The organism is Streptomyces sp. NPDC101194 (assembly GCF_044767885.1).
Taxonomy (GTDB): Bacteria; Actinomycetota; Actinomycetes; order Streptomycetales; family Streptomycetaceae; genus Streptomyces.
Genome location: NZ_JBIWOS010000004.1, coordinates 537,826 through 562,659 on the forward strand (window position 1 = coordinate 537,826; position 24,834 = coordinate 562,659).

The window sequence follows — 24,834 nt, forward strand, 5'->3', positions numbered from 1 at the left end:
CTTCCGCCCGCCCCCCCCGCGTGTACCACCCGGGGGGGGGCCCCGCCCCCCCCCCCCCCGGGGGGGGGGGGGGCGGGCCGGCGGGGCCGCCCCCCGCCCCCGTTTCGGTTCACGGGGCGGCGGCGGTGGCTCCCGCGACGTCCAGTGCCCGGAAGGCCAGCCACAGGTCGTACCGCGCGCTCGGCGCCTGCAGCAGCGAGCGCTGAAGAGTGGATTCGAGGCGTGTGAGGCGCTTGCGGACCCCCGGCACCGAAAGGCCCAACGCGGCGGCTGTGGACCCGAGCTGGGCCTCGCAGTCCAGCCAGGTGCGCAGCGTCGTGCGCGGATCGGCGGTGCTCCGGGCGGTGCCGGACGCGGTGAGCGGGCGCAGTTGCTGGGCCGCCCACTCCTGGACGGCCGGTCCGCGCAGGATGTCGTCGAGCCGGTGGGACGGCCGGGGTGCCGCCTCGTCCGGGGGGACCGTCCGCAGTACGGAGGGTGTGGCGCGGACGCGCAGGGCCAGATCGAGGGCGGCCTGGTCGGCGAGTCGGCTCAGGTCGAGGCCGAGCAGCTCGCCGATCAGCCGGAGGCGTGCCGTCAGGGTGTTCCGATGGATCTTCAGGTGCTGCGTCGCGTGCGAGGAGAACGCGAGCCAGGAGGTCAGCGTCGCCGCGAGTTCCTGGCTGCCCGGGTCGTGGCTGCGCCGCGGCACGTGGGTGAGCAGCGGGTTCAGCAGCGCGTCCGCCCACCGCGCGCCGGCCGCACCGACCACCAGGGCGGCCTCCGGCGCCGAGCCGAAGCGGGCGTGCCGTACGGGCAGCCCGCGGGCCACGGCCAGGGCGTGGAAGGCCTGACGGTAGCCGGTGGCGGTGTCGGACAGCGGTACGTCCTCGCTCGCGCCCACGACGCACTCGTCCACCACGTCGGCGACCCGAAGGCCGAGTTGCCGCTCGGCGGCGTCCGGACCGGCGGGCACGACAAGGATGAGATGACGCGCGTACACCGGACAGCGCACGATCCAGGACCGGCCGCCGGAGAGCTCCGCGCAGTTCCGTGCCACCTCGTCCCGGCGGCCTGGCGGGCATTCCACGACACACACCTGTACGGGGTCGGGCAACGTGGGCCTCAGAGCGCCCGCCACCTGATGCGCGATGGACAGCTGGCCGGTCATGAGCAGATGCAGCACCGCCTCCCGGTTGCGCGACTCCGCCAGGTCGACGCGCCGGCGCCTGCGTTCCACGGACTCCGCGGTCCAGCACGTGGCGAGCGGCATCGCGATGTCGGAGAGAAGCCCGACCAGACCGTCCGGCAGCGGGCGCGGGGCGACGACGGCCAGGACCGGGGGAGAGATGTCGTGCGGGCCGTGCAGCGGGAACAGCAGCACGGTTCGCGCACCCCGGTCGAACGAGAAGGAGCGTGCGTCGAGCGATGCCAGTTCCCTGGCGCCCTCGGTGGCCAGCGAGGCGGCCTCGGCGGCATCGGTGACCGTACTCCCCGGGTCCCGGACCACGCCGTGCAGGACGGTGCCGTCCCCGTCGAGCAGCCCGGCCCAGCCCTCCGCCCGGCCGGACACCCAGCGCAGCAGCTCCCGCGATCCGCCGGAACGGGCCAGGCGGTGCATCCGCAGTACGTCGTCGGCCCGCTCCCGCGCGTGCACGCGCCCTCCGATCCCTGCGCTTCCGCGCTTGTGCGCCCCATGCTTCCGCGCATCCGAAAAAACCGGAGTGCAGCGTACCGGTTCTGGCTGTGCGGACTGATACCTCCGGCGGCTCACACAGTGCGAACCGAACCTTCCTGTCGCGTACCCGAAGTTCTAGAGTCCGAACACGGTTGCGGGGCCCTTCGGGGGAAGGGCGCACGGGGACGACGGCAGCGGCTCACGGGGGTGGCCGCTGTCGTCGGCCGCGGCCGGTCCCCCCTTCTCCCTTTCTCCTTACTCCCGTTGTCGGTCCTCCTCCCGTTGTCAGTGGTGGCCCCTAGGGTCGGCTCACGATCAGGACCACGATCAGAGACGACCGGGAGAGGCCGCCGCCATGGAGTTCCGCATCGAGCGCAGCGCACTGACCGACGCCGTGGCCTGGGCGGCCCGCGTACTGCCCACGCGCTCGCCCGTTCCCGTGCTGGGCGGGTTGCTGCTGGAGGCGGGCGGCGGCCGGCTGCGCATCTCGGGCCTCGATTACGAGGCTTCCGCGTGCATCGAGGTGGAGGCGGAGACCGTACGGGCCGGGACGGTGCTGGTGATGGGGCGCCGGCTGCTCGATGTCTGCCGGGTGCTGCCCGAGGGCGCGGTGGAGTGCGCGGTCGAGGGCTCACGGTTCTCGCTGGCCGGTGACACCGCCCGGTTCGGACTCTCGGTGCTGCCGTTGGACGACTATCCGTCGCTGCCGTCCCTGCCGGAGGTGCTCGGCGCGGTGGATGCCGAGGAGTTCGCCGCGGCCGTCGCCCATGTGACGGTCGCGGCGGGCCGGGACGACACGCTGCCGATCCTGACCGGTATCCGGCTGGCCCTCGACGGCGACACGATGACGCTCGCAGCCACCGACCGCTACCGCTTCGCGGTACGCACCCTGCCGTGGAAGCCCGGGAAGGACGGCGTCGCGGCCGATGTCGTGGTCTCCGCCCGCAGACTGACCGAGATCGCCCGCTCCTTCGGCGGGTCCGGAATGGTCCGAATCGCGCTGGACGCAGGTTCGGTCGGCTTCGAGCCGGCCGGGATGCGTACCACGGTGCGTCTGCTGGACGGCCGACTGCCGCGCCACGACAAGCTGTTCGCGATGGCGGACCCCGTCTCCGCGCTGACGGACCGGGCACCCCTGGTCGAGGCCGTCAAGCGTGTCGCCGTGGTCGCGGAGGGCGGCAGCCCGCTCCAACTGACCTTCTCCGGCGACTCGGTGCTGCTGCAGGCGGGTTACGAGGACGATGTCGCCTCCCAGCGCCTCCCGGCCGTCCTCGACGGCTCCGACGAGCTGGCGGTCGCCTTCAACCCCTCGTACCTGATGGACGCCCTGGGCTCGTTCGACGCGCCTGTGATCCGGTTCGAGCTGTTGGGCCCCGGTCAGCGTGCGATGGTCACCGGGTGGGCTTCCCGGGAGGCCGCAGTGGCGGGAGCGTCGCAGCCGGCGCACCGGCATCTGCTGATGTCGGCCCGCCCGTTGGTGTAGGACGGCCGGGCCCGGGTGTCCCGGGCTCCTTCAGGGTGCGCAGGAGCAGCCAGCCGACGGCGGGCAGCGCGATCAGCGGCGCGAGCGCGGTCTGCAGGGACGTGGCGTCGGCGACGGCGCCGATGAGCGGGCCCGCGACACCGCCGATGCTGACGGCCAGGCCCAGAGTGATGCCGCTCGCGGTGCCCACCCGCCGGGGCAGGTAGTCCTGGCCGAGAGTGACGTGCAGGGAGAAGGGCACGTACAGGCCGGCCGAGGCGAGGGCGACGAACGCATGGACCAGCGGGCCGGGGACGTAGACCACACCGGCCACGGCGATGACGCTCAGCGCGTAGGACCACTGGACGACGGGGATGCGGCCGTGGCGGGCGGCGAGCCTCCCACCGATCACGGTGCCGACGGCGCCCCCGAGGTAGAGGACGAACAGCGCGGCCGTACCGGAGACTTCTCCCCCTCCGGTGCGCAGCCGTACGTACAGCGAGATGAAGACGCTGAGGCCGACGAAGACGATCGAGCGGCACACGATGGCCCCTGACAGCCTCAGGAACGACGCCCAGTCGTCCCGGCCCGGGACCTGAGCCGCAGGAGTGTCGGCAGCCGTGGCGGCCGGGACGTCGACGCCCCGCAGCGCGGCCACGCACAGCACCACGCCGGCGAGGGCCGGGACGACCAGCAGCGGCGAGGCACCCAGGCCGCCGGTGGCGACGACCGCGGACACCATCAGGGGCGCGGTGGCGAAACCGAGATTGCCTCCGAGGGAGAACCAGCCCATCGCGGTGTGGCTGCCTCGCGCGGCCCTGCGGGCCACGCGAGCGGCTTCCGGGTGGTAGGCGGCCACACCGATCCCCGACACCGCCACGGCCGCCAGGGTCAGGGCATAGGAACCGCCGACACCGGCGAGTGCGACTCCCGCCCCGCACACCAGCGTGCTCACCGGCAGCAGCCAGGGCATCGCCCACGTGTCGGTCAGGGCACCGAACAGCGGCTGCACGACCGAGGACAACAGGGAGGCGGCCAGGACGACACCGGAGGCGGCGGCGTACGTGTACGCCCGCTCGGAGACGAAGAACGGCACCAGCGAGGCCACGGCCCCCTGGTAGACGTCCACACAGGCATGGCCCAGGGAAAGCAGCATGATCGGACGGGTACGGGGAGCACGGGTACGGGGGACACGGGATCGGATGGTCGGCACCTGGCCATCGTCGCCAGGGCGCGAGCTGGCGCGCTTCCGATAAAATGCCAAAGTATGCCGGAAATCCGCCACGATCCCGAGGCGCCCACCCGAAACAAGACGCTCGCCCCCGGGGAGAGCATCGACCCGCACCACCACGACGACCACCAGATCGTCTACGCGGGCTCGGGTGTCCTGGCCGTGACGACCACGGCGGGCACCTGGTTCGCCCCCGGGACCCGCGCCATCTGGGTACCTGCCGGATGCGTCCACGCCCACCGCGCCCACGGCCGCCTCGATCTGCATCTGCTCGGCCTGCCCGCCGACACCAACCCCCTGGGCCTGGACGCACCCACCGTCCTCGCCGTCAGTCCCCTGCTGCGTGAACTGATCCTCGCCTCGACGCGCGGCCCGCACGACGACACCCCAGAACGGCGCCGCCTGCGCGCGGTCCTTCTCGACCAGCTGCGCGCCTCACCCCAGCAACCCGTCCAGCTGCCCGCCCCCGCCGACGCCCGCCTCGCGGCGGTCTGCGAACTCCTGCACCACGACCCGGCGGACCCCCGCACCCTGGCCGCACTGGCAACCGGGACAGGGGCCGGCGAGCGCACCCTCAGTCGACTCTTCCGCCGCGAGCTGGGCATGACCTTCCCCCAGTGGCGCACCCAGCTGCGCCTCTACCACGCCCTGCGCATGCTGGCCGAGGACCTGCCGGTGACCACGGTCGCCCACCGCTGCGGCTGGTCCTCCACCAGCGCCTTCATCGACGTCTTCCGTCACGCCTTCGGCTACACCCCCGGCACCCACAACCGCCGCCCGTGACGGACGGGGTGCCGTGGTGAGGACGTGGGGGAGGGCCCCCGGCTCGCTGATCAGCAGACTCATCTCCCGCTGGACGCGGCGGTGGGCCGGATCGGTTACGTGCCGATTTCCGCCCTGACCGGCCGTACCTGGCCGCTGGCGTGGCACTTTCCGCCGACGGCACCCGACAGGTTCGTCCATGCCCTGTTGCTGTTCAACGCGGCGTACGCGCTGCTGGGTTGATCAGTCGGTCCTGGTGTACGTGAGTCTTTCGCCGGTTTCCGGGATCTCCCGGCTCAGGGTGCCGTTCGGGAGCAAGGTCAGTGTGGTGGCCTTTCCCGGGGTGCAGGACGACATGGGTTTGCCGACGGTGACGGTGGAGGGCGAGATCTGGACGGGTCCGTTCGGGGTCGGTTCCGAGGCCAGGCCCGCCGTGAAGACGCAGTGGTAGGAGCCGCCGTTGTCGAGCGGGCCGTCCGCGGTGAGGGTGAGTACGGGCCGGCCGACCGTGCCCTGCTTGATGACGAGTTGCCGGGTGGAGCGGCCCGCGGCGTTGTCGATGGAGCCGGACCAGGTGCCGAGGTAGCCGGCCGGGACGGGGCCGTCGCTGTTCTTCTTGTCGGAGGGGGAGGCGTCCGCGTCCGGGGGCGACGGATCGTCGGTGCCGGGGGAGTCCGAGGAAGTGGTGGGGGACGGCTCGGGCACCGGGCCCTTGTCGCTCATGAGCGCGTACACGGACCCGCCCGCTCCGATGGCGACGACTATCGCGATCACGATGAGGGCGATCGTCGCAGCCTGTCCGCGCCGGGCGGGTTCGGGTCCGGGCTGCGGAGCTGCGCCGGGGTGGAAGGGGCCGTACGCGGGCGTGGCACCGAACTGGTGCTGAGGCGGCGGTTGCTGGGGATTGTGCTGCGGATGTCCGTGACCGGCTCGGCCCTGCCCGGCGGGCGGCTGCTGTGGACAGCCGTACGAGGAGGAGGGGCGCGGCGGCCCGAGAGGCGAGGCCGATGACGGCGTGCCGACCGTCGTGGGGGGCGTGCGGACGGTGCCGGCGGGCGGCTCGGGGGCGGGGTGGTCGGCGGGCGGTGCGGGCGCCGCGGGCGCCTTGCCCGGGACGGGGTCCGGTCCGGCCGTCTCCTGCGGGTCCTCGGAGTCCAGCAGTTCCACGGCGTGGCGCCCGAGTTGGGCTATGAGCGCGCCCGGCAGCCAGGGCTCCGCCGTATCTCCGTCGGCCAGGCGTTCCAGGATGGCGTCCGTGGTCGGACGGGCGGCCGGGTCCTTGTGCAGGCAGTCCCGGACCAGTTCGACGAGGTCCACCGGGACGCCGGTCAGGTCCGGTTCCTCCTGTGCGATCCGGAACATCTGCGCGTGCGCGCCGCTGTCGGACGTCCCGAACGGCTGGCGGCCGGTCGAGGCGTACGCCAGGACCGAGCCCAGACAGAACACGTCGCACGCCGGGGTCACGCGCTCGCCCCGTACCTGCTCGGGTGCCATGAAGCCGGGTGAACCCAACAGGGCCCCGGTGCGGGTGAGTCCGCCGTCGGTGACGGTGTCGAGTGCGTGGGCTATGCCGAAGTCGATGACGCGCGGTCCGTCGATGGTCAGCAGGATGTTGGAGGGCTTGAGGTCGCGATGGACGAGCCCGGCGGCATGAATGGCCTGGAGAGCGTGGGTGAGACCGGCGCCCAGGATGTGGACCGAGCGCTCGGGCAGGGGACCGTACGCCCCGGAGGCCGTCCCCACGGGGGCGCCCGCGCGGCCGGTGACGGTGGCCTGGAGGGAGGGCCCGGCGACGTACCCGGTCGCGACCCAGGGCACGGCCGCCTCGGTGTCGGCATCCAGCACGGGGGCGGTCCAGGCAGAACCGACCTGACGGGCGGCCCGCACCTCCTGGCGGAAGCGGTCGCGGAACTCCTGCTGCTCGGCGAGGTCCCCGCGGACCAGCTTGATCGCGACGGTCCGGCCGCGGTCGGACCGGGCCAGATAGACCTGACCCATGCCGCCCGCGCCGAGCCGGCCCAGCAGACGGTAGGAGCCGATGCGCTGCGGATCGGCGGGCCCGAGCTTCTCCATGGCGTGCGTCCTCCCCCGTGCGGCGATACGCCGGAACGCGTCGAGAATAGCGGCGTGCGTCGCGCCCCGGCGGTCCCGGAATCGTGGGGCCGTCGGTGGGTACCCGTCGGCTCTTCTCCCGTTCTGTCCGCGGCCGCGGCGAGGGCCGGGAGCGCCCGCCCGCGCCCTCTTCGGTCCGTTCGGCGGCCGAGGAGAGAGACGGCCGCCCGGCGGTCCCGGTTCCCACCGCGCGCCGCGCCCCACCGCTCGGGCCCGCTGCTCACCCGGACCGCTCGTCCGCGCCTTCGGCCCCGCCCGCGTTCCCGGTCACCGCCTCCACGGCCGCCGACAACCGCTCCGGAACCCGTGCCGTCTCCGCGAACTCGGTCTCCCCGAGTTCCGCTGCCAGCCGTGCGGCGAACTCCGCGTGGCCGGGATCGATCCGGGACGCCGCCGTCCGGCCCTCCTCCGTGGGGCGGAGCAGCTTCGCGCGACGGTGGGCCGGATTCGGTACGTACTCCGCGAGCCCTCTTTCGACCAGCAGATCCGCGATCCGCCGCACGCTCTGCCGCGTGATCCCCATGGCGCGGGCGATCCCGGACACGGACAACGGCTCCGCCGGCACCGCTCCGAGGACCTGCCACCACGCCGCGGTCAGCCCCACCGGCCGGGCCAACGCCTCCGAGACCGCGAGGAATTGACCATTCAGCCGGAAGACCCCGAGGGCGGTGCGGCTGAGCGAGTCCTGCTTCCCGCGCTGCTCATGGCTCATCCCTGCAACACCTCGTACGCCCGCGCGTCCGAGTCGTGGAAGAGCCGGTACCAGGCATCCAGCTTCGCGCCCTCGTGCACCCCGAGCCGGGCGAAGACCTCACGGGCGAACGCGACCGGTTCGGTCGGGCCGGCCGTGATGCGGTCGCCGTCCGTCACCGCGTCCGCGTCGACGTCATGATGTCAGCGTGCTGTCATGACGACAATCCGCTGTCAATGATGCGGTGGCGCGCCGACCAGACACCCTGCCCACCTGAGGGCCTCACTCCATACAAGGTGGCCATGTCGGGCCGCTCCCGGCGCGGCCTACGCTCGCCGCATGACCCCTCATGCCCCTCATGCCCCGCATGTCGACCCCGCTGCCGGTGCGGCCGTGAAGGCCGCCGATCGCGCGCACGTGTTCCACTCCTGGTCCGCCCAGGGCCTGATCGACCCGCTCGCCGTCGCCGGCGCCGAGGGGGCGTACTTCTGGGACTACGACGGCAACCGCTACCTGGACTTCACCAGCGGCCTCGTCTACACCAACATCGGCTACCAGCACCCCACCGTCGTCGCCGCGATCCAGGAGCAGGCGGGCAAGCTCGCCACCTTCGCCCCCGCGTTCGCGATCGAGGCGCGCTCCGAGGCCGCACGCCTCATCGCCGAGCGCACCCCGGGCGACCTGGACAAGATCTTCTTCACCAACGGCGGCGCCGAGGCGGTCGAGAACGCCGTCCGGATGGCCCGGCTGCACACCGGCCGTACGAAGGTGCTCTCCGCCTACCGCTCGTACCACGGGGCCACCTCCACCGCGATCAACCTCACCGGTGACCCGCGCCGCTGGCCGTCCGACAACGGTTCGGCGGGCGTCGTCCGTTTCTGGGCCCCGTTCCTCTACCGCTCGCCGTTCCACTCCGCGACGGAGGCCGAGGAGTGCGCCCGCGCGCTCCAGCACCTGGAGGACACCCTCGCGTTCGAGGGCGCCGCCACCATCGCCGCGATCATCCTGGAGACGATCCCCGGCACGGCGGGCATCATGACCCCGCCGCCCGGCTACCTCGCAGGCGTCCGCGAGATCTGTGACCGGTACGGCATCGTCTTCATCCTGGACGAGGTGATGGCCGGCTTCGGGCGCACCGGCAAGTGGTTCGCCGCCGACCACTTCGACGTGGTGCCGGACCTGATGACCTTCGCCAAGGGGGTCAACTCCGGTTACGTGCCGCTCGGTGGTGTCGCCATCTCCGCCGAGATCGCCGCCACCTTCGAGACCCGTGCCTACCCCGGCGGACTGACCTACTCCGGTCATCCGCTGGCCTGCGCGGCCGCCGTCGCCACCATCCAGGTGATGGAGGACGAGAAGGTCGTCGAGAACGCCGCCCGCATCGGCGAGACGGTGCTCGGGCCCGGTCTGCGCGAGCTCGCCGACCGCCACCCCTCGGTCGGCGAGGTCCGCGGCCTCGGCGCGTTCTGGGCGCTGGACCTGGTCCGCAACAAGGAGACCCGCGAGCCGCTGGTCCCGTACAACGCGTCGGGCGAGGCCAACGCGCCGATGGCGGCCTTCGGCGCGGCGGCGAAGAAGAACGGCCTGTGGCCCTTCGTCAACATGAACCGCACCCACGCCGTTCCGGCCTGCAACGTCACCGAGGCCGAGGCCAAGGAGGGCCTCGCGGCTCTCGACGTGGCGCTCTCCGTCGCGGACGAGTACACGGTGTAGCGGCAGGGCCCGCGCGGCCCGGCGGTGCGACGCCCCTCCCCCTTTCCCCTGCCCGGATCCGGGCAGGTCGGCCCTGCCTTAAGGTGACCGAAAGCGAAACAGGGGAGGGGCGCCATGTGCGCGAGCGGAGCTGTGACCCGCAGTACGCTGCGGCAGCAGATCGCGGACGCGCTGCGTGACGAGGTGCTCGCCGGGCGTCTGCAGCCGGGACGGGAGTTCACCGTCAAACAGATCGCCGAGCAGTACGGCGTCTCCGCGACACCGGTGCGCGAGGCGCTCTTCGACCTCTCCGCGCAGGGACTGCTCGAATCGGATCAGCACCGCGGTTTCCGGGTGCGTGGGTTCACCGTCGACGACTACCGGTCGATGGTCGAGGCGCGGGCACTGGTCATCGACGGAGTCATCCGCGCCCTGTTCCGCGAGCCGGCACCGTCGGCCGCACAGGTGATGACGTACCAGGAGGGTCTGGTCCCCGTACGCCGCAGGGCCCAGGAGGCCGCACGCGCGGCGCGGGGCGGCGACCTCGACATCCTCATCGGCTACGACCTGCGCTTCTGGCGAGAGCTGGGCGCGCTCATGAGCAACTCGTACATCAACGACTTCCTGCACCGGCTGCGCGTGCAGGCCTGGGTGTTCGCCGTGCCGTATCTGCGTCATGACGTGGGGGCCCGGGACTGGCTCTGGCACGGCCATCCGGAACTCGTCGCGGCGCTCACGCTCGGCGACCACGACGCGGTGCGCGCGGTGATCGACGACTTCAACGCACACGCGTTGAGCTGGGCGGACCGGCTCGCGGCCGGAACTCCCGGACAGCCGGACCGTGACGCGCAGCCGGCGGGACAGCCCTTGGCGGGGGAGCCACCGACGGCAGGGCCATCGGTGGGAGGGACTTCGGCCGTGCGGTCCTCGACGGGGCGGACGGGACCGGCAGGGCCGACGGGGGCGACGGAACAGGCCCCGACCGGGCAGTCCCGGGCCTCGGCGGCCACCGGGCCGGAGCCGCGGCCCCCGGCCGGCTGACCGCGCCGCCGGTGTCGGCCGCGCGGACGTGTCCGGGGCGCGCGAACCGGGGTCGCGGGGCACCCGGCCTCCACCGCCCCCCATCCGTGACCATCGGCCACTGTGCGCGACGGGCCCGCCGCACTACGCTGGCCCGACCGTCTGAAAATTTCGATGCGCACCCGTGGGAGAGCGAGACTTCGTGGCCTGTGACCTGTGGCTGGTCCCCCTCGTCGATGTGCTGTGCCACAGCCCCGACAACCCGTTCGCCGAAGAGATCGCCGTCTACGACAAGGCGTTGAGCGAGGCAGGTCTGCCGCCCGTTCCCGTGTACGCCTACATGCCGGGCCTGACCGGAGACGTCGCCCCGGTCGCGGGGTTCGACTACGACGCACTGCACTTCCTGCGTCGCGCCTATCTGCTCCAGATCAGCGGCCTCGCCGTGACACCCGTCGACGAACTGGGCGGGGACTACCAGGAGTTGCTGGAGATGTTCGAGGTGACGGCCCAGCAGTCCCACCTGGTCTGGCACTACGACCACGCGGGGGCGTACGTCCCGCTGGACTTCGCCGTTCCGCTCTCCGACGACGACCTGCTCGCGGGCGGCGGCCCGCTCGGTTCCGCGCACGGGCTGCTGCGGGAGCTGGAGTTCGTCGCCCCGTCCATCGGCATCGACCCGGCGAATCCGCCGACCGCCCCGCTGCCGCCCATCGGGCCGACCTCCCTGGAGGAACCGGCGGGCCCGATTCTGTCCGGCGACGGTCCGTTCGCGCGTGAGCGGCACGTCTGGCTGGGCCTGCACGCGGCGGCCACGCGCAGCCTCGCCCAGGGCTCAATGATCATCTTCAGCTGAGACGCGGAGCGGCCGGAAGAAGCACAGCGGCCGGACGATGACGGCCGGAAGACGACAGCCGGACGCTGACGGCCGGAGGCGGCGGGCCGTGGTGCGGGACGGGCCGCACAGCTCCGCAGTCACCGCGGTGGGATCACCGCGGTGACTCCGGAGGCCGTTGCCTCGGCATGTTGGGCCGGGTCATCGTCTGCATCGGGAACCGTCCCGGCAGCGCCCCCTGGTCCGTACGCCCCCCGTTCCCGCTGCCCGACGACAGCGCCTGCATCCCCATCGGCGCGGGCCCGGCCCGGAACTCCACCATCCAGTCCGCGGTCTCGGTCCGTACGAGTTCCGTGATGTCCTCCGAGAACCGCCGCAGCACCCCCAGACACCGCTCGGCCGCCTCGCTGGCCGTCCCCTCGGTCGGGCCGAGCACCTCCCGTACGCACTCCGACGCCCAGTCGAACTGCAGCACCTGAAGGCGTCGCTGCACGGCCTGGGCGGTCGCGAGGTTCCTTATCCAGCCCGAGGTCAGGCCGAAATACCGGTCGCTCGCCATGCACGCGGCGCCCAGCAGCAGCGACAGATAGCCCCAGCCCGCCGCCCCGCTCAGCGCCCCGGTGAGATCGAGTAACGGCAGTGCGGCGCCCGCGACGGCCCCGACCGCCGTGCCGATCCGCAGCATCCTGGCCCCGCGCCGCTTCCGGATCCGGTCGCCCAGATACCAGTCGGCGGTGCGCAGCGCATCGGCCTCGACCCAGCGGTACAGCTCGTCGAGGCGTTCGGCCGGTTCCCCCCAGTTGCCGAGCGGGAACGGTTTGGCGGTCAGATCCCCGCCCCGTGCACCCCGGCCGCGTGCGCCGGAGCCAGAACCGGAGGGACCGGCCGAGCCGGCCGGGCCGGGCTCGTTGCGGGGCGCCCCTTCGGGCTGCATCTCCGGCTGACTCACCGGGTACTCCTCTGCATTCTGCATTCTGCGTAGCGACGCCTGATGTGTGGTGGTGTGTTTTCGATGGTGGGCTGATCACTGCTCTCCGGCGTGGCCGACTGTCCCGGGTACGTAACCTTGCGTGACGGGCGGAGCGCCTAGGTGTCCTGATGCGCATGCCCTTCCTACCGCCGAATGGTGGGCTGCGGGGTCGGAATCGCGACATTCCGGGGTGTGCGGGGCCTGTGATCAGGTATAGGAGTCCAGCCGACGCTGTTTGAAACTCACTCGAAAGAGTTGCTCGCCAGTGGGTGGGGCGCACTGCGCGGTGACCACGTAGGCTCGGCGTACCGAAACATTTTGTCGTCGAATTGCCAGGAGTGACCGTGATTCCCGGTGGTGGTCAGCCCAATATGCAGCAGTTGCTGCAGCAGGCGCAGAAGATGCAGCAGGATCTTGCCGCGGCCCAGGAGGAGTTGGCCAGGACCGAGGTCGAGGGCCAGGCGGGTGGCGGTCTGGTGAAGGCGACCGTGACCGGCTCCGGTGAGCTCCGCGCTCTGGTGATCGACCCGAAGGCCGTCGACCCGGAGGACACCGAGACGCTCGCGGACCTCGTCGTCGCCGCGGTCCAGGCGGCGAACGAGAACGCGCAGCAGCTCCAGCAGCAGAAGCTGGGCCCGCTGGCCCAGGGTCTGGGCGGCATGCCCGGCCTCCCCTTCTGACCGCGCGACCACGAACTCGGCGTTCAGCTCATCCAGGATCAGGTGAAGGAAGGCGTTCCCGTTGTACGAAGGCGTTGTTCAGGACCTCATCGACGAGTTGGGCAGGCTGCCCGGCGTCGGTCCCAAGAGCGCGCAGCGGATCGCCTTCCACATCCTGCAGGCCGAGCCGACCGATGTGCGCCGCCTCGCCCATGCCCTCCTGGAGGTCAAGGACAAGGTCCGGTTCTGCTCGGTCTGCGGCAATGTCGCCCAGCAGGAGCAGTGCAACATCTGTCGGGACGCGCGCCGCGACCAGACGGTCATCTGTGTGGTGGAGGAGCCGAAGGACGTCGTCGCGATCGAGCGGACCCGTGAGTTCCGGGGCAGGTACCACGTGCTCGGCGGCGCGATCAGCCCGATCGAGGGCGTCGGCCCCGACGACCTGCGCATCCGTGAGCTGCTCGCCCGTCTTGCCGACGGCTCGATCGCGGAGCTGATCCTCGCGACCGACCCCAACCTGGAGGGCGAGGCCACCGCGACGTACCTGGCGCGGATGATCAAGCCGATGGGCCTGCGGGTCACCAGACTCGCCAGTGGGCTGCCGGTGGGCGGCGACCTGGAGTACGCGGACGAGGTCACCCTGGGCCGCGCCTTCGAGGGGAGGCGCCTGCTCGATGTCTGATGCGCTCACGACCACGACGCGCGCCGCACTCGCGACATCCGGCGCACTCGTGACCACGGCGCACGCCGCGCTTGCGACCGCCGCATCCGGCGCACTCGCGACCGCGACGTCCGCCGTATGCACGACCGCTGCGCCCGATGTTCTTGCATCGACTCACGACGGCTTTACGTTCAGCGACGCTATGTTCTACTCACCGTTCGCGACCGTGCCCACGGGAGGTCCCCTCGATGTCTGACGCCACGCTGAACTCCGTCACGCAGGACCCGGACGACTTCGCCGTCCAGATCGCCGACCAGATCAAGACGTTCATCGTCGCGGTCACCGAGGTGTCCAAGGTCGAGGAACCCGAGGAGGCCGTCCCCGTCCTGCTGCTCCAGATCTCCCAGCTGCTGCTGGCGGGCGGCAGGCTCGGTGCGTACGAGGACATCGTCCCGGACGAGCGCTACGAGCCGGACCTCGGAGCGGAGCCGGACGCCGACGGCCTGCGCGAGCGGTTCGCCGCGCTGCTGGAGCCGATCGACGTGTACTCCGAGGTCTTCGACCCGTACGAGCCCCGCAAGGCCCCGGTCCCGGCCCGTATCTCCGACGACCTGGCCGACCTGGTCACCGACCTGCGCCACGGCCTGGCCCACTACGAAGAGGACCGCACGACCGAGGCCCTGTGGTGGTGGCAGTTCTCCTACTTCTCCAACTGGGGCTCCACCGCATCCGCCACCCTGCGCGCCCTCCAGTCCCTGATCGCCCACATCCGCCTCAACCAGCCCCTCCAGGAGCTGGACGGCCTGGACACCGACTCGGAGACGGTCGACGACGAACTGGCCGAGGAAGCGGGCCGGGTGATGGCTGCGGAAATCGCGGGCCCGCTGGGCCTGCGGCCGGTGCAGTAGGCCGGTGGACGGCAGTGCCCGCCGACTGTCGGGCGCTGCGGGCCGGGATGCCTCCGGCCACCACCTCGGCCGCACAAAAAGCCTGTGCTGCTGTCAGCGCGCGTTGTTGACCTCCTTGCGGCCTGTGACGATCACGGACCGTGAAGGGGAGGGCTGTGCGTGTGACCAGAGGTGTGGGTCGACGAAGAGCGCGATGGGTGGGCGTGCCGCAGTGGACGGCAGTCGGGCCGTTCTCAGTCAGGACGCCGGGCAGGGGCCCGCGTTCACGCTGGGCCTGCGGCAGGCCGACGGCCGGCCCGCCTGGTCGTTCACCGTGGGTGGTACGCCCCTTCGCCGGCGCGCTCACCGACAGGGAGATCGCCGTGCTGACGTAGCGGCGCGATCAGGAGGCGGTCGAGGGGGGTGGGGGCACGTACCGGGGGACGTGCCCCCACCCCCTCGACGTTCATCGGCGGAGCGACGGGGTCCTTGGGCCCGGTCCGTGGATCTCCGGGCCGGGAGCGCCGGCCCCTGGGCCGAGATCCGGGCAGATCGGCCTCCGGCGCGCGGCACGGTCCCCGCACGACCGGCCCGTGCGTACCGGGCCGTACGCCCCGGGTGCCGATCGCCTCGCGGCCATCCGGCTATCCGGCGTACGGGGAAGTGACGGCGAGCGCCGCTGCCACGGCCTCGCGTACCGCCCCGGCATGGCCGAGGGGCAGCGGTTCGCCGGTGTACGGGTGCGGCCGGACCCCTCTGCCGGCGAGCAGATGGAGCACCCGCAGCGTCCGCATGGTGTTGGAGGCGTGCGCGGGAACGGGGCCGGGCTCTCCGGCCTCGAAGTCGGCCACGATCGGCTTCAGCCACTCCACCGACTGCTGTTCGGTCAGCTCCGGTCGGGTCAGGGTCAGGGCGATCGCGAGGCCGAGCCGGTCGTCCTCCATGGCGTCGAAGAGATGGGTCGTGGGCGCGATCAGCCGTGCGCAGGCCAGGTCCAGCAGGGGCACGGGGTCGGTTCGGGGGCTGCGGCCGAGGGCGCCCAGGAGATCGGCCCCGTGGGCGACGGCGTGCAACCAGCCCAGCTTCGCGTCGTACTCCCGAAGGTCCGTCTCGGCCGGATACCAGCGGGCGAACGCCGTCTCCCAACTTCGGTCGTAGTCACCCTGCCGTACCAGAGCCGTGAGGATCAGAGGTGCGAACGTCCTGCTCTGAATCTCGGGGTCGGTGAAACGGGTCGCCATCTCGGAGCCGAGGGAAGCCCGTATCGCCGCCGGGAGATCGGGGATCCAGCGGCTCAGCAGCACGTATGCCTGCTCGTCCCGGACGACCGGGTCGGCACAGCGCAGGCCGGCACTGAGCTCGGCGACCAACTCCGGTGTGGGGCGAACGGTGTCGTCGAGAAGGAGGTTCCGCCAGTCCGTCACGCCGGTCAGCCTAAGGCTTGCCCCGTCAGGCGCTCGGGGGCGGCTCGGACGGACGTGGCGGCGGCATGGACGCGTGTCGGGGAGGGGGCCCGCTCACCCCTCCCGTCTCGGACCGAAGGCCACCCGCCCGCAGGGGCGGGAGACGGGACAGGGGGACGACGGCCGGTGCGAGGGGCAGGGGGAGTGCAGTGAGTACGGGAGTGCGGTGAGCACACACGGGGCGTCCTACGCATGGTGGGGGCCTCCGAAGGGCGGACCGTGGGATTCCGGTCCACGCTGGAGGGAGTGGCCCCTGAATCGTGGGCCGGCTCGCCGCACGTGTGGGCTGGACCACATACGGGAGTGCGTGCCCGATCGGCGGGCAGCAGCCCCGTACGAGCAGTTCGGAGCGACACGCCGATGATCACGTGCTGAGCGGGACATCTCACCATGTGATATCAGCGGGGCGTTTCCGGACTGCTCGTTAAACTGAGCCGACCGCAGTAATGGACTGAGCGAGGAGCGCACGTGGGCCTTGTCGTGCAGAAGTACGGAGGCTCCTCCGTAGCCGATGCCGAAGGCATCAAGCGCGTCGCCAAGCGAATCGTCGATGCCAAGAAGAACGGCAACCAGGTGGTTGTCGTGGTGTCAGCGATGGGCGACACGACGGACGAGTTGATCGATCTCGCCGGGCAGGTATCCCCGATCCCTGCCGGGCGCGAGTTCGACATGCTGCTGACCGCCGGAGAGCGGATCTCCATGGCCCTGCTGGCGATGGCGATCAAAAACCTGGGCCACGAGGCCCAGTCGTTCACCGGGAGCCAGGCAGGCGTCATCACCGACTCGGTCCACAACAAAGCGCGCATCATCGATGTGACGCCGGGCCGTATCCGCACGGCGCTGGACGAGGGGAACATCGCGATCGTCGCGGGGTTCCAGGGTGTGTCCCAGGACAAGAAGGACATCACCACCCTCGGTCGCGGCGGGTCCGACACCACCGCGGTCGCGCTGGCCGCCGCGCTGGACGCCGAGGTCTGTGAGATCTACACCGATGTGGACGGTGTCTTCACCGCCGACCCGCGGGTCGTCAAGAAGGCCCGGAAGATCGACTGGATCTCCTTCGAGGACATGCTGGAGCTGGCCGCCTCCGGCTCCAAGGTGCTGCTGCACCGGTGCGTGGAGTACGCACGCCGCTACAACATTCCGATCCACGTCCGCTCGTCCTTCTCCGGACTGCGCGGAACCTGGGTCAGCAACGAGCCGCAAGGGGACCAGAAGGTGGAGCACGCGATCATCTCCGGAGTCGCCCATGACGTCTCCGAGGCCAAGATCACCGTCGTCGGCGTGCCCGACAAGCCGGGCGAGGCCGCCGCGATCTTCCGCGCCATCGCGAACGCCGAGGTCAACATCGACATGGTGGTGCAGAACGTCTCCGCCGCGTCGACCGGGCTGACGGACATCTCGTTCACGCTGCCGAAGGCCGAGGGCCGCAAGGCCATCGACGCCCTGGAGCGCAACCGCGGCACCATCGGCTTCGAGTCGCTGCGCTACGACGACCAGATCGCGAAGATCTCCCTGGTCGGCGCCGGTATGAAGACCAACCCGGGCGTCACTGCGGGCTTCTTCGAGGCGCTGTCGGACGCCGGGGTGAACATCGAGCTGATCTCCACGTCCGAGATCCGTATCTCGGTGGTCACCCGCGCCGACGACGTCATCGAGGCCGTGCGCGCCGTGCACACCGCCTTCGGCCTCGACAGCGACTCCGACGAGGCCGTCGTCTACGGGGGCACCGGCCGATGACTTCCCGCCGCCCTTCGCTCGCGGTCGTCGGAGCGACCGGGGCGATCGGCGGCGTCATGCTCCAGATCCTTTCGCAGCACGCGGATGTCTGGGGCGAGGTGAAGCTGATCGCCTCGCCGCGTTCGGCCGGCCGCAAGCTGGTCGTGCGCGGTGAGGAGAGCGAGGTCCTCGCACTCACCGAGGACGTCTTCGACGACGTCGACGTGGCGCTGTTCCTGGTGCCCGACGACGTCTCCGCGCAGTGGGCGCCGATCGCCGCCGCCAAGGGCACGGTCGTCATCGACGACTCCGCCGCGTTCCGGCTGGACGCGGACGTTCCGCTGGTCGTGCCGGAGATCAATCCGCATGCGGTACGGATCAGGCCGCGCGGCATCGTCGCGAGCCCGAACTGCACGACGCTCTCGCTGATCGTCGCGGTCGGCGCGCTGCACGCCGAATTCGGGGTGCGGGAACTGGTCGTCTCCTCGTACCAGGCCGTGAGCGGGGAGGGCCGCGACGGCGTCGCGGCGCTGCGCGAACAGCTGTCGATGGTGGCCGGTACGGAGCTGGGGACGAAGCCCGGGGACGTACGCCGGGCCGTGGGGGACACGGAAGGCAGTCCCTTCGCCGCGCCGGTGGCGCTCAACGTGGTGCCCTGGGCCGGGACCGAGGCCGGGGACGGCTGGTCGTCGGAGGAGCTGGCGATCCGCCAGGAGTGCCGCAAGATCCTGGACCTGCCGAGCCTGCGGGTGGCGGCGACCTGTGTGTACGTGCCCGTCATCGCGACGCACTCGATGTCCGTGCACGCGCGGTTCGAGAACGAGATCGCGGTCGACCGGGCCCACGAGATCCTGGCGACGGCGCCGGGTGTCGTGCTCTACGACAGCCCGGCGGCAGGGGACTTCCCGACGCCGTCCGACGTCGTCGGTACCGATCCGACCTGGGTCGGGCGGGTGCGCAGGTCACTGGACGATCCCCGGTGTCTTGAACTGTTCGTCTGTGGCGACAACCTCCGCAAGGGCGCGGCCTTGAACGTGGCGCAGATCGCCGAGTCGGTGGCCGCCGAATTCCCTCGGTCCTGATCGAACCTGTTTTGTACTCTCTGTGAATGACCTGTGAGCAAGTTGAAGGTCTGAGCCTCTTGAGCTGGGGTGTTGAGGTGTCCGACGATGACCTTCCGGCCCACTGCAACCGTTGGCCGGAAAGCGCGCGTCTTTGCGGTCACCTCTTGCGCGGCGGGGCGCATGTTCGGGGCATTTGTGGAAGAGCAGGTACGTATGAGGGCATGTCGCACCGCGCCAAACGCGGTGCCGCGCGCGTACAACCCTGACGGGGGGAAACGTGTCCAACTGGCGTGGCAGAGGTTCTCGATATCACAGTGGTGGGCCCCCTGCGCGGCGCTTCGGTGCGTCCGCTCAGAAGGCCCCGCGCACCCGGCGGTATGCCGGTGATCGCGCCCATGCCCGCTGCGCGTCCCGCGCGGCTGCCGTCGCAGCGCGAGGGCGCTGAGGAGAGCGTGGCTGCCGGAACCACGGTCGACCATCTCACCGAGACCTATCGCGCCCACTATCGTTCGCTGCTCGGCCTCGCGGCGCTGCTCCTGGACGACACCGCCTCGTGCGAGGACGTGGTGCAGGAGGCGTTCATCCGCGTGCACTCGGCGCGCAACCGGGTACGGGACCCCGAGAAGACGCTCGCGTATCTGCGCCAGACCGTCGTCAACCTGTCGCGTTCCGCGCTGCGTCGCCGCATCCTCGGGCTGAAGTTGCTCTCCAAGCCGATGCCGGACATGGCGAGTGCAGAGGAGGGCGCGTACGACCAGTTGGAGCGGGACGCGCTGATCAAGGCGATGCGGGGGCTGCAACGGCGCCAGCGGGAGGTGCTGGTGCTGCGTTACTTCGCGGACATGACGGAAGCTCAGGTGGCCGAGACGCTCGGCATATCCCTGGGCTCGGTCAAGGCCTACGGCTCCCGCGGGATCGCGGCGTTGCGCGTTGTGATGGAGGCGCAGTGATGAGCCGACGCGACCGCAGGGACGACAACGGCCACGAGCGCGAGCCTCGGATTGACCGGACTGGAAACGGAATTGTGAACGACGGGCCGGAGAACACCCCGGACGTGCATGCGGACACGGACGATTCGACCATGGACGGCTCGGACATGAGCGGACCGCCCGTGAACGACTCGGACACGGATGATTCGGACACGGTCGGCACGGTCGTGAAGGAACCGGCTGCGGACGGCTCGGACGGGAACAGCTCGGACAGGGGCGGTTCGGACAGTGACAGTTCGGACAGTGACAGTTCGGACAGCAACGGTTCGGACAGGGATGGTGCGGCTGCGGATGTGCGCCGTGCGGACGGTGCGGATCGTGGGCGTCAGGGCCTCGTGTCCGTGGAAGGTACGGACGAGGTCACCGAGGCCGCCGGGACAGCTGTGACGGCTGAGCTCGGGGGACTGAGCAGCCTCTTCGGCGCGGGCTCCGGCACGGGTACGGGGGCCGGTACGGGCCTGGGGTCCGGCGCGGGAGACGGTGGTGGCGCGGACATGGACGAGGTCGCACTGCGCCGCATGCTGCACGGGGCCGTCCAGCACATCGAACCCCGCGACGGCACCCTCGACCACCTGTACCGAGCGGTGCCCGCCCGGCGTGCCAGGCGGCGGCAGGCCGTCGTCGGCATGGCGGCGGCGGCGCTGCTCATCGGCACCGCGATCCCCGCCTTCGTCCATGTCGCGAACTCCGACGGCTCGAACAACGCCAATCCGGCGATAGCCGGGCACGGCGAGCAGGCACAGGGAGGCAACGGCACCGAGAGCGGCGCGGGAACCGGCGGGAAGAGCAACGGCGGCAGCGGCGACGAGCAGGGCAGCGGCCGGAACCAGCCCACGAGCACGAGCAGCCCGTCCGACAGCCGTGGTCAGGGCTCCGACGGCAGTCTGGCCGGCGGCGTCTCCGACCCGGTCGCCTCCGCGGCGGCCTCGATGCCGACCTGCGACCCGGGCCAACTGGCCGTCGCCTCGGCCGAGACGGGCGCTGCCGGAGCCGACGGCACGGTGTACGGGACCTTCCGGATCGCCAATGTCTCGGGCACGGACTGTTCGGTGAGCAGCAGCGGCAGCGTGGGCTTCCAGGCGATGGGCGCGGCCGACCCGGCGAGGATCATGGTCGTCCAGCACACCGCGGGTGACGCGGCGTCCGGGCTGCCCGACCCCTCGCAGGAGCAGGGGACGGTGCTGCTGAAGCCGTCCATGGCGTACGAGGTGAAGTTCGCCTGGGTGCCGAAGGACACCTGTCCGACCGTCGGAGGCTCACCGAGCCCGACACCGACGGAAGGCGCGGGCGGGTCGGGCGGCTCGGGCGGTGCCGCTGTCGCCGGTTCCGGTGCGGGTAGCACCGACGGGAACACGGAGACGGCCCCGCAGCTCGGCGGCGAGGACGGCGGTGGAACGCTGGACGGCAGCGTCGCCGTCACACACACGCCGGAGGCCGGGGCGCCGGTCGCGGAGGCCAAGATCGCCAACGCCTGCTCGGGCACGATCTACCGGACCGGGGTGCTCGCCCCCGCGACGTGACGTGGGGATACGGCGTACGACGCACGCCACACATGTGAGGGGGCCGACCGGTCGAACCGGTCGGCCCCCTCACACGTATGCCCTCAGCCGGCGTCGGCGCTCACACGGGGATCGGCCGCGTCGGTTGTGTCGGCTGCGTCGGTGGCGTCCGCGGGCCGGGTGTCCGCCTCGGCGTCCGCGGTCGAGCCCGTGCCCTCATTCGCGTCCGAGACGAGACCAAGTTTCAGGTCGCGCGCCGCTTCGGCCTCGCGGCGGACCAGCCGGAACCACATGAAGAGCACGAACCCGGCGAAGACGAACCACTCGCCGGTGTAGCCGAGGTTCTGGAAGGCCTTCAGGTCGAGCCCGGTGCCCTGCGGTACGGCGGCCGGTACGGGACGCAGCGAGCCGGTGGCGTCGGTGTCCTGGAGGGTCACCCAGGCGTCGTAGACGTCGTACGGGACGAGGTTGACCAGGGACGCGGCGCTGATCATGCCGAGCTGGCCGGGCGGGAGCCCGCCGCCCGAGTCGACGCCGGTGGTTCCGGCGTTCTCGGATGCCTGAAGGTCGCCGGTGACCGTGACCTCGCCGGTCGGCGCGGCGGGTACGGCGGTGTGTCCGGGCCGACCGGGCAGCCAGCCGCGGACCACCGGCAGGGCCTTGCCCCCGTCCGTACGGAGCATGTTCAGGACGTAGAAGCCGCTCTTGTCGTCCAGCTTCCGACCGGGCACCAGGAACTGGTCGGCGTACCGGCCGGTGGCGGTGGCGGGGCGGCCCGAGGTCACCGTGTCGACGGGCAGGAGGTCATCGATCGGCTTGGCGGCCCTCGTGCCCGGGGCAGGCTGCTTCTCGGCGGCGTCGTGCGTCTGCACGCGGTCCTCGAAGCGGCCGAGCTGCCAGGTACCCATGAAGATGCAGAACGGGATGGCCAGCACGACGAAAAGGTTGATCCCCCACCATCGCGGGGTCAGCAGGAACCGGTACACCCCTCCACGGTACGGTCCCCGCCCCGGTCGCTCGGCGCGGGGTGCCGACTGGGGAGCGGCAGCGCCGCCGACGGAGCCCCGGAGGGACCGCCGCGGTGAGAGCGCGCCGCGGGCGGGGACATTGCGGGGCCGGGCGTTGCGGTGCGGCGCGCTCCTGGCGGGGGCATTGCGGGACGGCGCGGGGTGTTGCGTTGCGGTGCGGGGTGAGGGCCCCCGCCGACCGTACTGCGGCGCCCTCGTCGGGGCCTCCGCGACCGTACGACGACGCCCGTCGGGTCTCCGCGTGGTGTTCCCACCGGCCGTCCTGCCCACCGCCCACCACCGCCCGGCCCCAGCCCCCGCCCCGCGGTGTCGGCCGTCGCGTGCCGTTTCCGCTTCGCTCTCCGTCGCCCGACGTGCTCGAGACGGCCGACGGGCGGCGCCGGGCGAGAGGAGGAGGCGGGCGTCCCTACTGGCCGGACGGCATCGATTCGCCGGACGGGTTCGAAGGAACGACGGCAGGGGCGGGAGAGGGGACGGTGGTGGCGGAGGTGGGGACCGCGGAGGCGGCGGGGACTGCGGGGGCGCCATCCGCGGCAAGGTGGCGTCGGGCGAAGTCGAGTTCCAGGCGGACCTGCTTGATCCGCTCCTCCACCACGAGCGAACCGTGCCCCGCGTCGTACCGGTAGACCTCGTGCACCGCGTCACGTCCCTTCAGCCGGTCCACATAGTTCTCGACCTGGCGGATCGGGCATCGCGGGTCGTTGACGCCCGCCGAGATGTAGACCGGCGCACGGACGGCGTCGACGTACGTCAACGGGGACGAGGCCTCGAAACGCTCGGGAACCTCCTCCGGAGTGCCGCCCAGCAACGTCCGGTCCATCGCCTTCAGGTCCTCCATCTCGTCGTGATACGCCGTGACGTAGTCCGCGACCGGAACCGCCGCCAGGCCCAGGGCCCAGTCCTCCGGCTGCGTGCCGAGGCCGAGCAGGGTCAGATAGCCGCCCCAGGAACCACCGGCCAGGACCAGCTTCGCCGGGTCCGCGAGACCGGACTTCACCGCCCACTCCCGTACCGCGGCGATGTCCTCCAGCTCGATCAGGCCGACCCGGTGCTTGAGCGCGTCCGTCCAGGCACGGCCGTATCCGGTGGAGCCGCGGTAGTTGACCCGGACGACCGCGTAGCCGTGGTCCACCCAGGCGGCGGGGCCGGAGGCGAAGGCGTCGCTGTCGTGCCAGGTCGGACCGCCGTGGATCTCGAAGACCGTGGGGAACGGCCCCTCGGCCGGTGCGGCTGGCCGCTGGACGAGCGCGTGGACGCGGCCTCCGGGCCCGTCCACCCACACGTCCTCCACGGGCACGGATGCGGGCGCCTTGGGGCCGGGCGGATCGAGCACCACCGCACCCGAGGTGGACCTGATGACGGGAGGCTGCGCGGCCGACGACCACAGGTACTCCACGGTGCCGTCCGGCCGGGCCGTGGCACCCGACACCGAACCCGCGGGGGTCTCCACCCGGACGGGAGCGCCTCCCGCCCCCGGCTCGTACCGCCACAGGTCGCTGCGGGCCTCGAAGCCGTGCACGATCAGCAGCGCGGAGGCGTCCGGGTACCACTCGGCGCCCACGTCACCGGGCAGATCGATCGCGAGGTCCGTCTCCGTCCCCGTCATCGGGTCCCAGACCATCGGCTCCCAACGGCCCCGGCGCTGATGCCCCACCAGTAGCCTCGTGTCCCCTGCGACGGGGGCGAAGCCCAGCACGGAGAGGCCGAGTTCCTTGGTGCCGCCCTCGGTGTCGTCCAGCTCGGCGACCGTCGTCCCGTCCGGCCGCACCACACGCAGCGCGGAGTGCATCGCGTCGCCGTGCTCGGTGTGCTCCAGGGCGATCAGCGTGCCGTCATGACTGAGGTCGCCGACGCCGGCCGACTCCCGGTGCCGGTAGATCTCGACCGGCGCGGAACCGGGCCGTACGACATGGATCGTCGTCCCGTCCTCGTCGGTCGAACGGCCGACCACCGCCGTCCCGTCCCGCCCGATCGCGAGCCCGGCCGGGTAGGAGGCGCCGAGACCGGGCGCCGCCGGCTCGTCCACCGCTTCCCCGCCCTCGCCGACGCGGAACGGCTGCCGCATCCATACACCGAACTCGTCCCCGTCGGTGTCGTCGAACCACCAGATCGACTCGCCGTCCGGTGCCAGCACGCCGTCCGTCGTCCCGTTCGGCCGGTCGGTCACCTGACGCTGCTCGCCGGTGGCGCGGTCCCACGCGTAGAGCTCGTAGGTGCCCGTGGCATTGGAGACGAACAGCGCGCGGTCCGGTGCGTCCTCCGCCCAGTCGGGCAGTGATACCCGTGACGCGCGGAAACGCTGCTCCCACTCGGGCACGGAAGCCGACGCCGATGCCGGAGTCGGGGCCGGAGCCGACGCGGAAGCGGTCGCCGGGGCGGAAGGGGCCGTCGAACCAGTGATCTCAGTCATGTCCCCCATTCTGCGCCGGAACGCCG

At 71.7% G+C, this 24,834-nt stretch carries 20 protein-coding genes and 2 pseudogenes; 13 read left to right on the forward strand and 9 right to left on the reverse strand.

The features are described 5' to 3' along the window. Positions 1–109: 109 nt before the first annotated feature. Complete coding sequence (locus ACIRP2_RS19060) at positions 110–1,600, reverse strand: helix-turn-helix domain-containing protein (protein ID WP_404251949.1); 1,491 nt, start codon at positions 1,598–1,600, stop codon at positions 110–112. Positions 1,601–2,012: 412 nt separating this feature from the next. On the opposite strand from ACIRP2_RS19060, the gene dnaN reads away from it, so the two are divergent. After that, positions 2,013–3,140 carry a DNA polymerase III subunit beta gene (gene dnaN / locus ACIRP2_RS19065; protein ID WP_404251653.1) on the forward strand — a complete coding sequence of 376 codons (1,128 nt, stop codon included), beginning with the start codon at positions 2,013–2,015 and terminating at the stop codon, positions 3,138–3,140. Here dnaN and ACIRP2_RS19070 read toward each other — a convergent pair. Further along, positions 3,049–4,275, reverse strand: a complete 1,227-nt coding sequence (locus ACIRP2_RS19070; RefSeq protein ID WP_404251655.1) for an MFS transporter — start codon at positions 4,273–4,275, stop codon at positions 3,049–3,051. The genes dnaN and ACIRP2_RS19070 overlap by 92 nt on opposite strands. A gap of 111 nt (positions 4,276–4,386) precedes the next feature. Here ACIRP2_RS19070 and ACIRP2_RS19075 point away from each other — a divergent pair, with 111 nt between their 5' ends. Continuing rightward, a complete protein-coding gene (locus tag ACIRP2_RS19075) occupies positions 4,387–5,133 on the forward strand; it encodes a helix-turn-helix domain-containing protein (protein WP_404251657.1) in 747 nt (248 codons plus the stop codon). A 24-nt stretch (positions 5,134–5,157) separates the two neighbouring features. Next, on the forward strand, positions 5,158–5,355 hold the full coding sequence (locus ACIRP2_RS19080; RefSeq protein ID WP_404251659.1) for a hypothetical protein: 198 nt from the start codon (positions 5,158–5,160) through the stop codon (positions 5,353–5,355). On the opposite strand, the gene ACIRP2_RS19085 is transcribed toward ACIRP2_RS19080, so the two are convergent. The 3 genes and pseudogenes from ACIRP2_RS19085 to ACIRP2_RS19095 form a co-directional block, all read right to left on the reverse strand. After that, positions 5,356–7,185, reverse strand: coding sequence for a protein kinase (locus ACIRP2_RS19085; protein ID WP_404251661.1), 1,830 nt, complete (start codon positions 7,183–7,185; stop codon positions 5,356–5,358). 259 nt (positions 7,186–7,444) lie between these two features. Beyond that, complete coding sequence (locus ACIRP2_RS19090; RefSeq protein ID WP_404251663.1) at positions 7,445–7,936, reverse strand: MarR family winged helix-turn-helix transcriptional regulator; 492 nt, start codon at positions 7,934–7,936, stop codon at positions 7,445–7,447. Further along, a pseudogene (locus tag ACIRP2_RS19095) lies at positions 7,933–8,109 on the reverse strand (glutamine amidotransferase); the annotation flags it as partial. The pseudogene ACIRP2_RS19095 and the gene ACIRP2_RS19090, both read right to left, overlap by 4 nt. A gap of 145 nt (positions 8,110–8,254) precedes the next feature. Between ACIRP2_RS19095 and ACIRP2_RS19100 the strand changes: the two are divergent. The 3 genes and pseudogenes from ACIRP2_RS19100 (at position 8,255) to ACIRP2_RS19110 (ending at position 11,480) form a co-directional block, all read left to right on the forward strand. After that, positions 8,255–9,628 carry an aspartate aminotransferase family protein gene (locus ACIRP2_RS19100; RefSeq protein WP_404251665.1) on the forward strand — a complete coding sequence of 458 codons (1,374 nt, stop codon included), beginning with the start codon at positions 8,255–8,257 and terminating at the stop codon, positions 9,626–9,628. Between the two features lie 114 nt (positions 9,629–9,742). Further along, positions 9,743–10,444, forward strand: a pseudogene (locus tag ACIRP2_RS19105) (GntR family transcriptional regulator); the annotation flags it as partial. A 385-nt stretch (positions 10,445–10,829) separates the two neighbouring features. Continuing rightward, complete coding sequence (locus tag ACIRP2_RS19110; RefSeq protein WP_404251951.1) at positions 10,830–11,480, forward strand: hypothetical protein; 651 nt, start codon at positions 10,830–10,832, stop codon at positions 11,478–11,480. Positions 11,481–11,613: 133 nt separating this feature from the next. Here ACIRP2_RS19110 and ACIRP2_RS19115 read toward each other — a convergent pair whose 3' ends face one another. Further along, a complete protein-coding gene (locus tag ACIRP2_RS19115) occupies positions 11,614–12,393 on the reverse strand; it encodes an SLATT domain-containing protein (protein WP_404251953.1) in 780 nt (259 codons plus the stop codon). 380 nt (positions 12,394–12,773) lie between these two features. On the opposite strand from ACIRP2_RS19115, the gene ACIRP2_RS19120 reads away from it, so the two are divergent. From ACIRP2_RS19120 to ACIRP2_RS19130, 3 genes are all read left to right on the forward strand, one after another. After that, positions 12,774–13,109, forward strand: coding sequence for a YbaB/EbfC family nucleoid-associated protein (locus ACIRP2_RS19120; RefSeq protein ID WP_266365457.1), 336 nt, complete (start codon positions 12,774–12,776; stop codon positions 13,107–13,109). Positions 13,110–13,170: 61 nt separating this feature from the next. Then, positions 13,171–13,770, forward strand: coding sequence for a recombination mediator RecR (gene recR / locus ACIRP2_RS19125; protein ID WP_404251667.1), 600 nt, complete (start codon positions 13,171–13,173; stop codon positions 13,768–13,770). Between the two features lie 227 nt (positions 13,771–13,997). Beyond that, a complete protein-coding gene (locus ACIRP2_RS19130) occupies positions 13,998–14,657 on the forward strand; it encodes a DUF5063 domain-containing protein (RefSeq protein ID WP_404251669.1) in 660 nt (219 codons plus the stop codon). A 623-nt stretch (positions 14,658–15,280) separates the two neighbouring features. Here the strand turns inward: ACIRP2_RS19130 and ACIRP2_RS19135 are convergent. Next, the gene (locus tag ACIRP2_RS19135; protein ID WP_404251671.1) at positions 15,281–16,060 is read right to left on the reverse strand and encodes a DUF2785 domain-containing protein; all 780 of its coding nucleotides are present in this window, start codon (positions 16,058–16,060) and stop codon (positions 15,281–15,283) included. Positions 16,061–16,567: 507 nt separating this feature from the next. Between ACIRP2_RS19135 and ACIRP2_RS19140 the strand changes: the two genes are divergently transcribed. From ACIRP2_RS19140 to ACIRP2_RS19155, 4 genes are all read left to right on the forward strand, one after another. Beyond that, positions 16,568–17,839, forward strand: coding sequence for an aspartate kinase (locus ACIRP2_RS19140; RefSeq protein ID WP_351086044.1), 1,272 nt, complete (start codon positions 16,568–16,570; stop codon positions 17,837–17,839). Then, positions 17,836–18,900, forward strand: a complete 1,065-nt coding sequence (locus ACIRP2_RS19145) for an aspartate-semialdehyde dehydrogenase (protein WP_404251673.1) — start codon at positions 17,836–17,838, stop codon at positions 18,898–18,900. Before ACIRP2_RS19140 ends, ACIRP2_RS19145 begins: the two co-directional genes overlap by 4 nt. Positions 18,901–19,259: 359 nt before the next feature. Beyond that, positions 19,260–19,832, forward strand: coding sequence for a SigE family RNA polymerase sigma factor (locus tag ACIRP2_RS19150; protein ID WP_351086048.1), 573 nt, complete (start codon positions 19,260–19,262; stop codon positions 19,830–19,832). 380 nt (positions 19,833–20,212) lie between these two features. Next, the gene (locus tag ACIRP2_RS19155) at positions 20,213–21,391 is read left to right on the forward strand and encodes a hypothetical protein (RefSeq protein WP_404251675.1); all 1,179 of its coding nucleotides are present in this window, start codon (positions 20,213–20,215) and stop codon (positions 21,389–21,391) included. 83 nt (positions 21,392–21,474) lie between these two features. On the opposite strand, the gene ACIRP2_RS19160 is transcribed toward ACIRP2_RS19155, so the two are convergent. Continuing rightward, complete coding sequence (locus ACIRP2_RS19160) at positions 21,475–22,356, reverse strand: SURF1 family protein (RefSeq protein ID WP_404251677.1); 882 nt, start codon at positions 22,354–22,356, stop codon at positions 21,475–21,477. 448 nt (positions 22,357–22,804) lie between these two features. Continuing rightward, a complete protein-coding gene (locus tag ACIRP2_RS19165) occupies positions 22,805–24,808 on the reverse strand; it encodes a S9 family peptidase (protein ID WP_404251679.1) in 2,004 nt (667 codons plus the stop codon). Positions 24,809–24,834 lie beyond the last annotated feature (26 nt).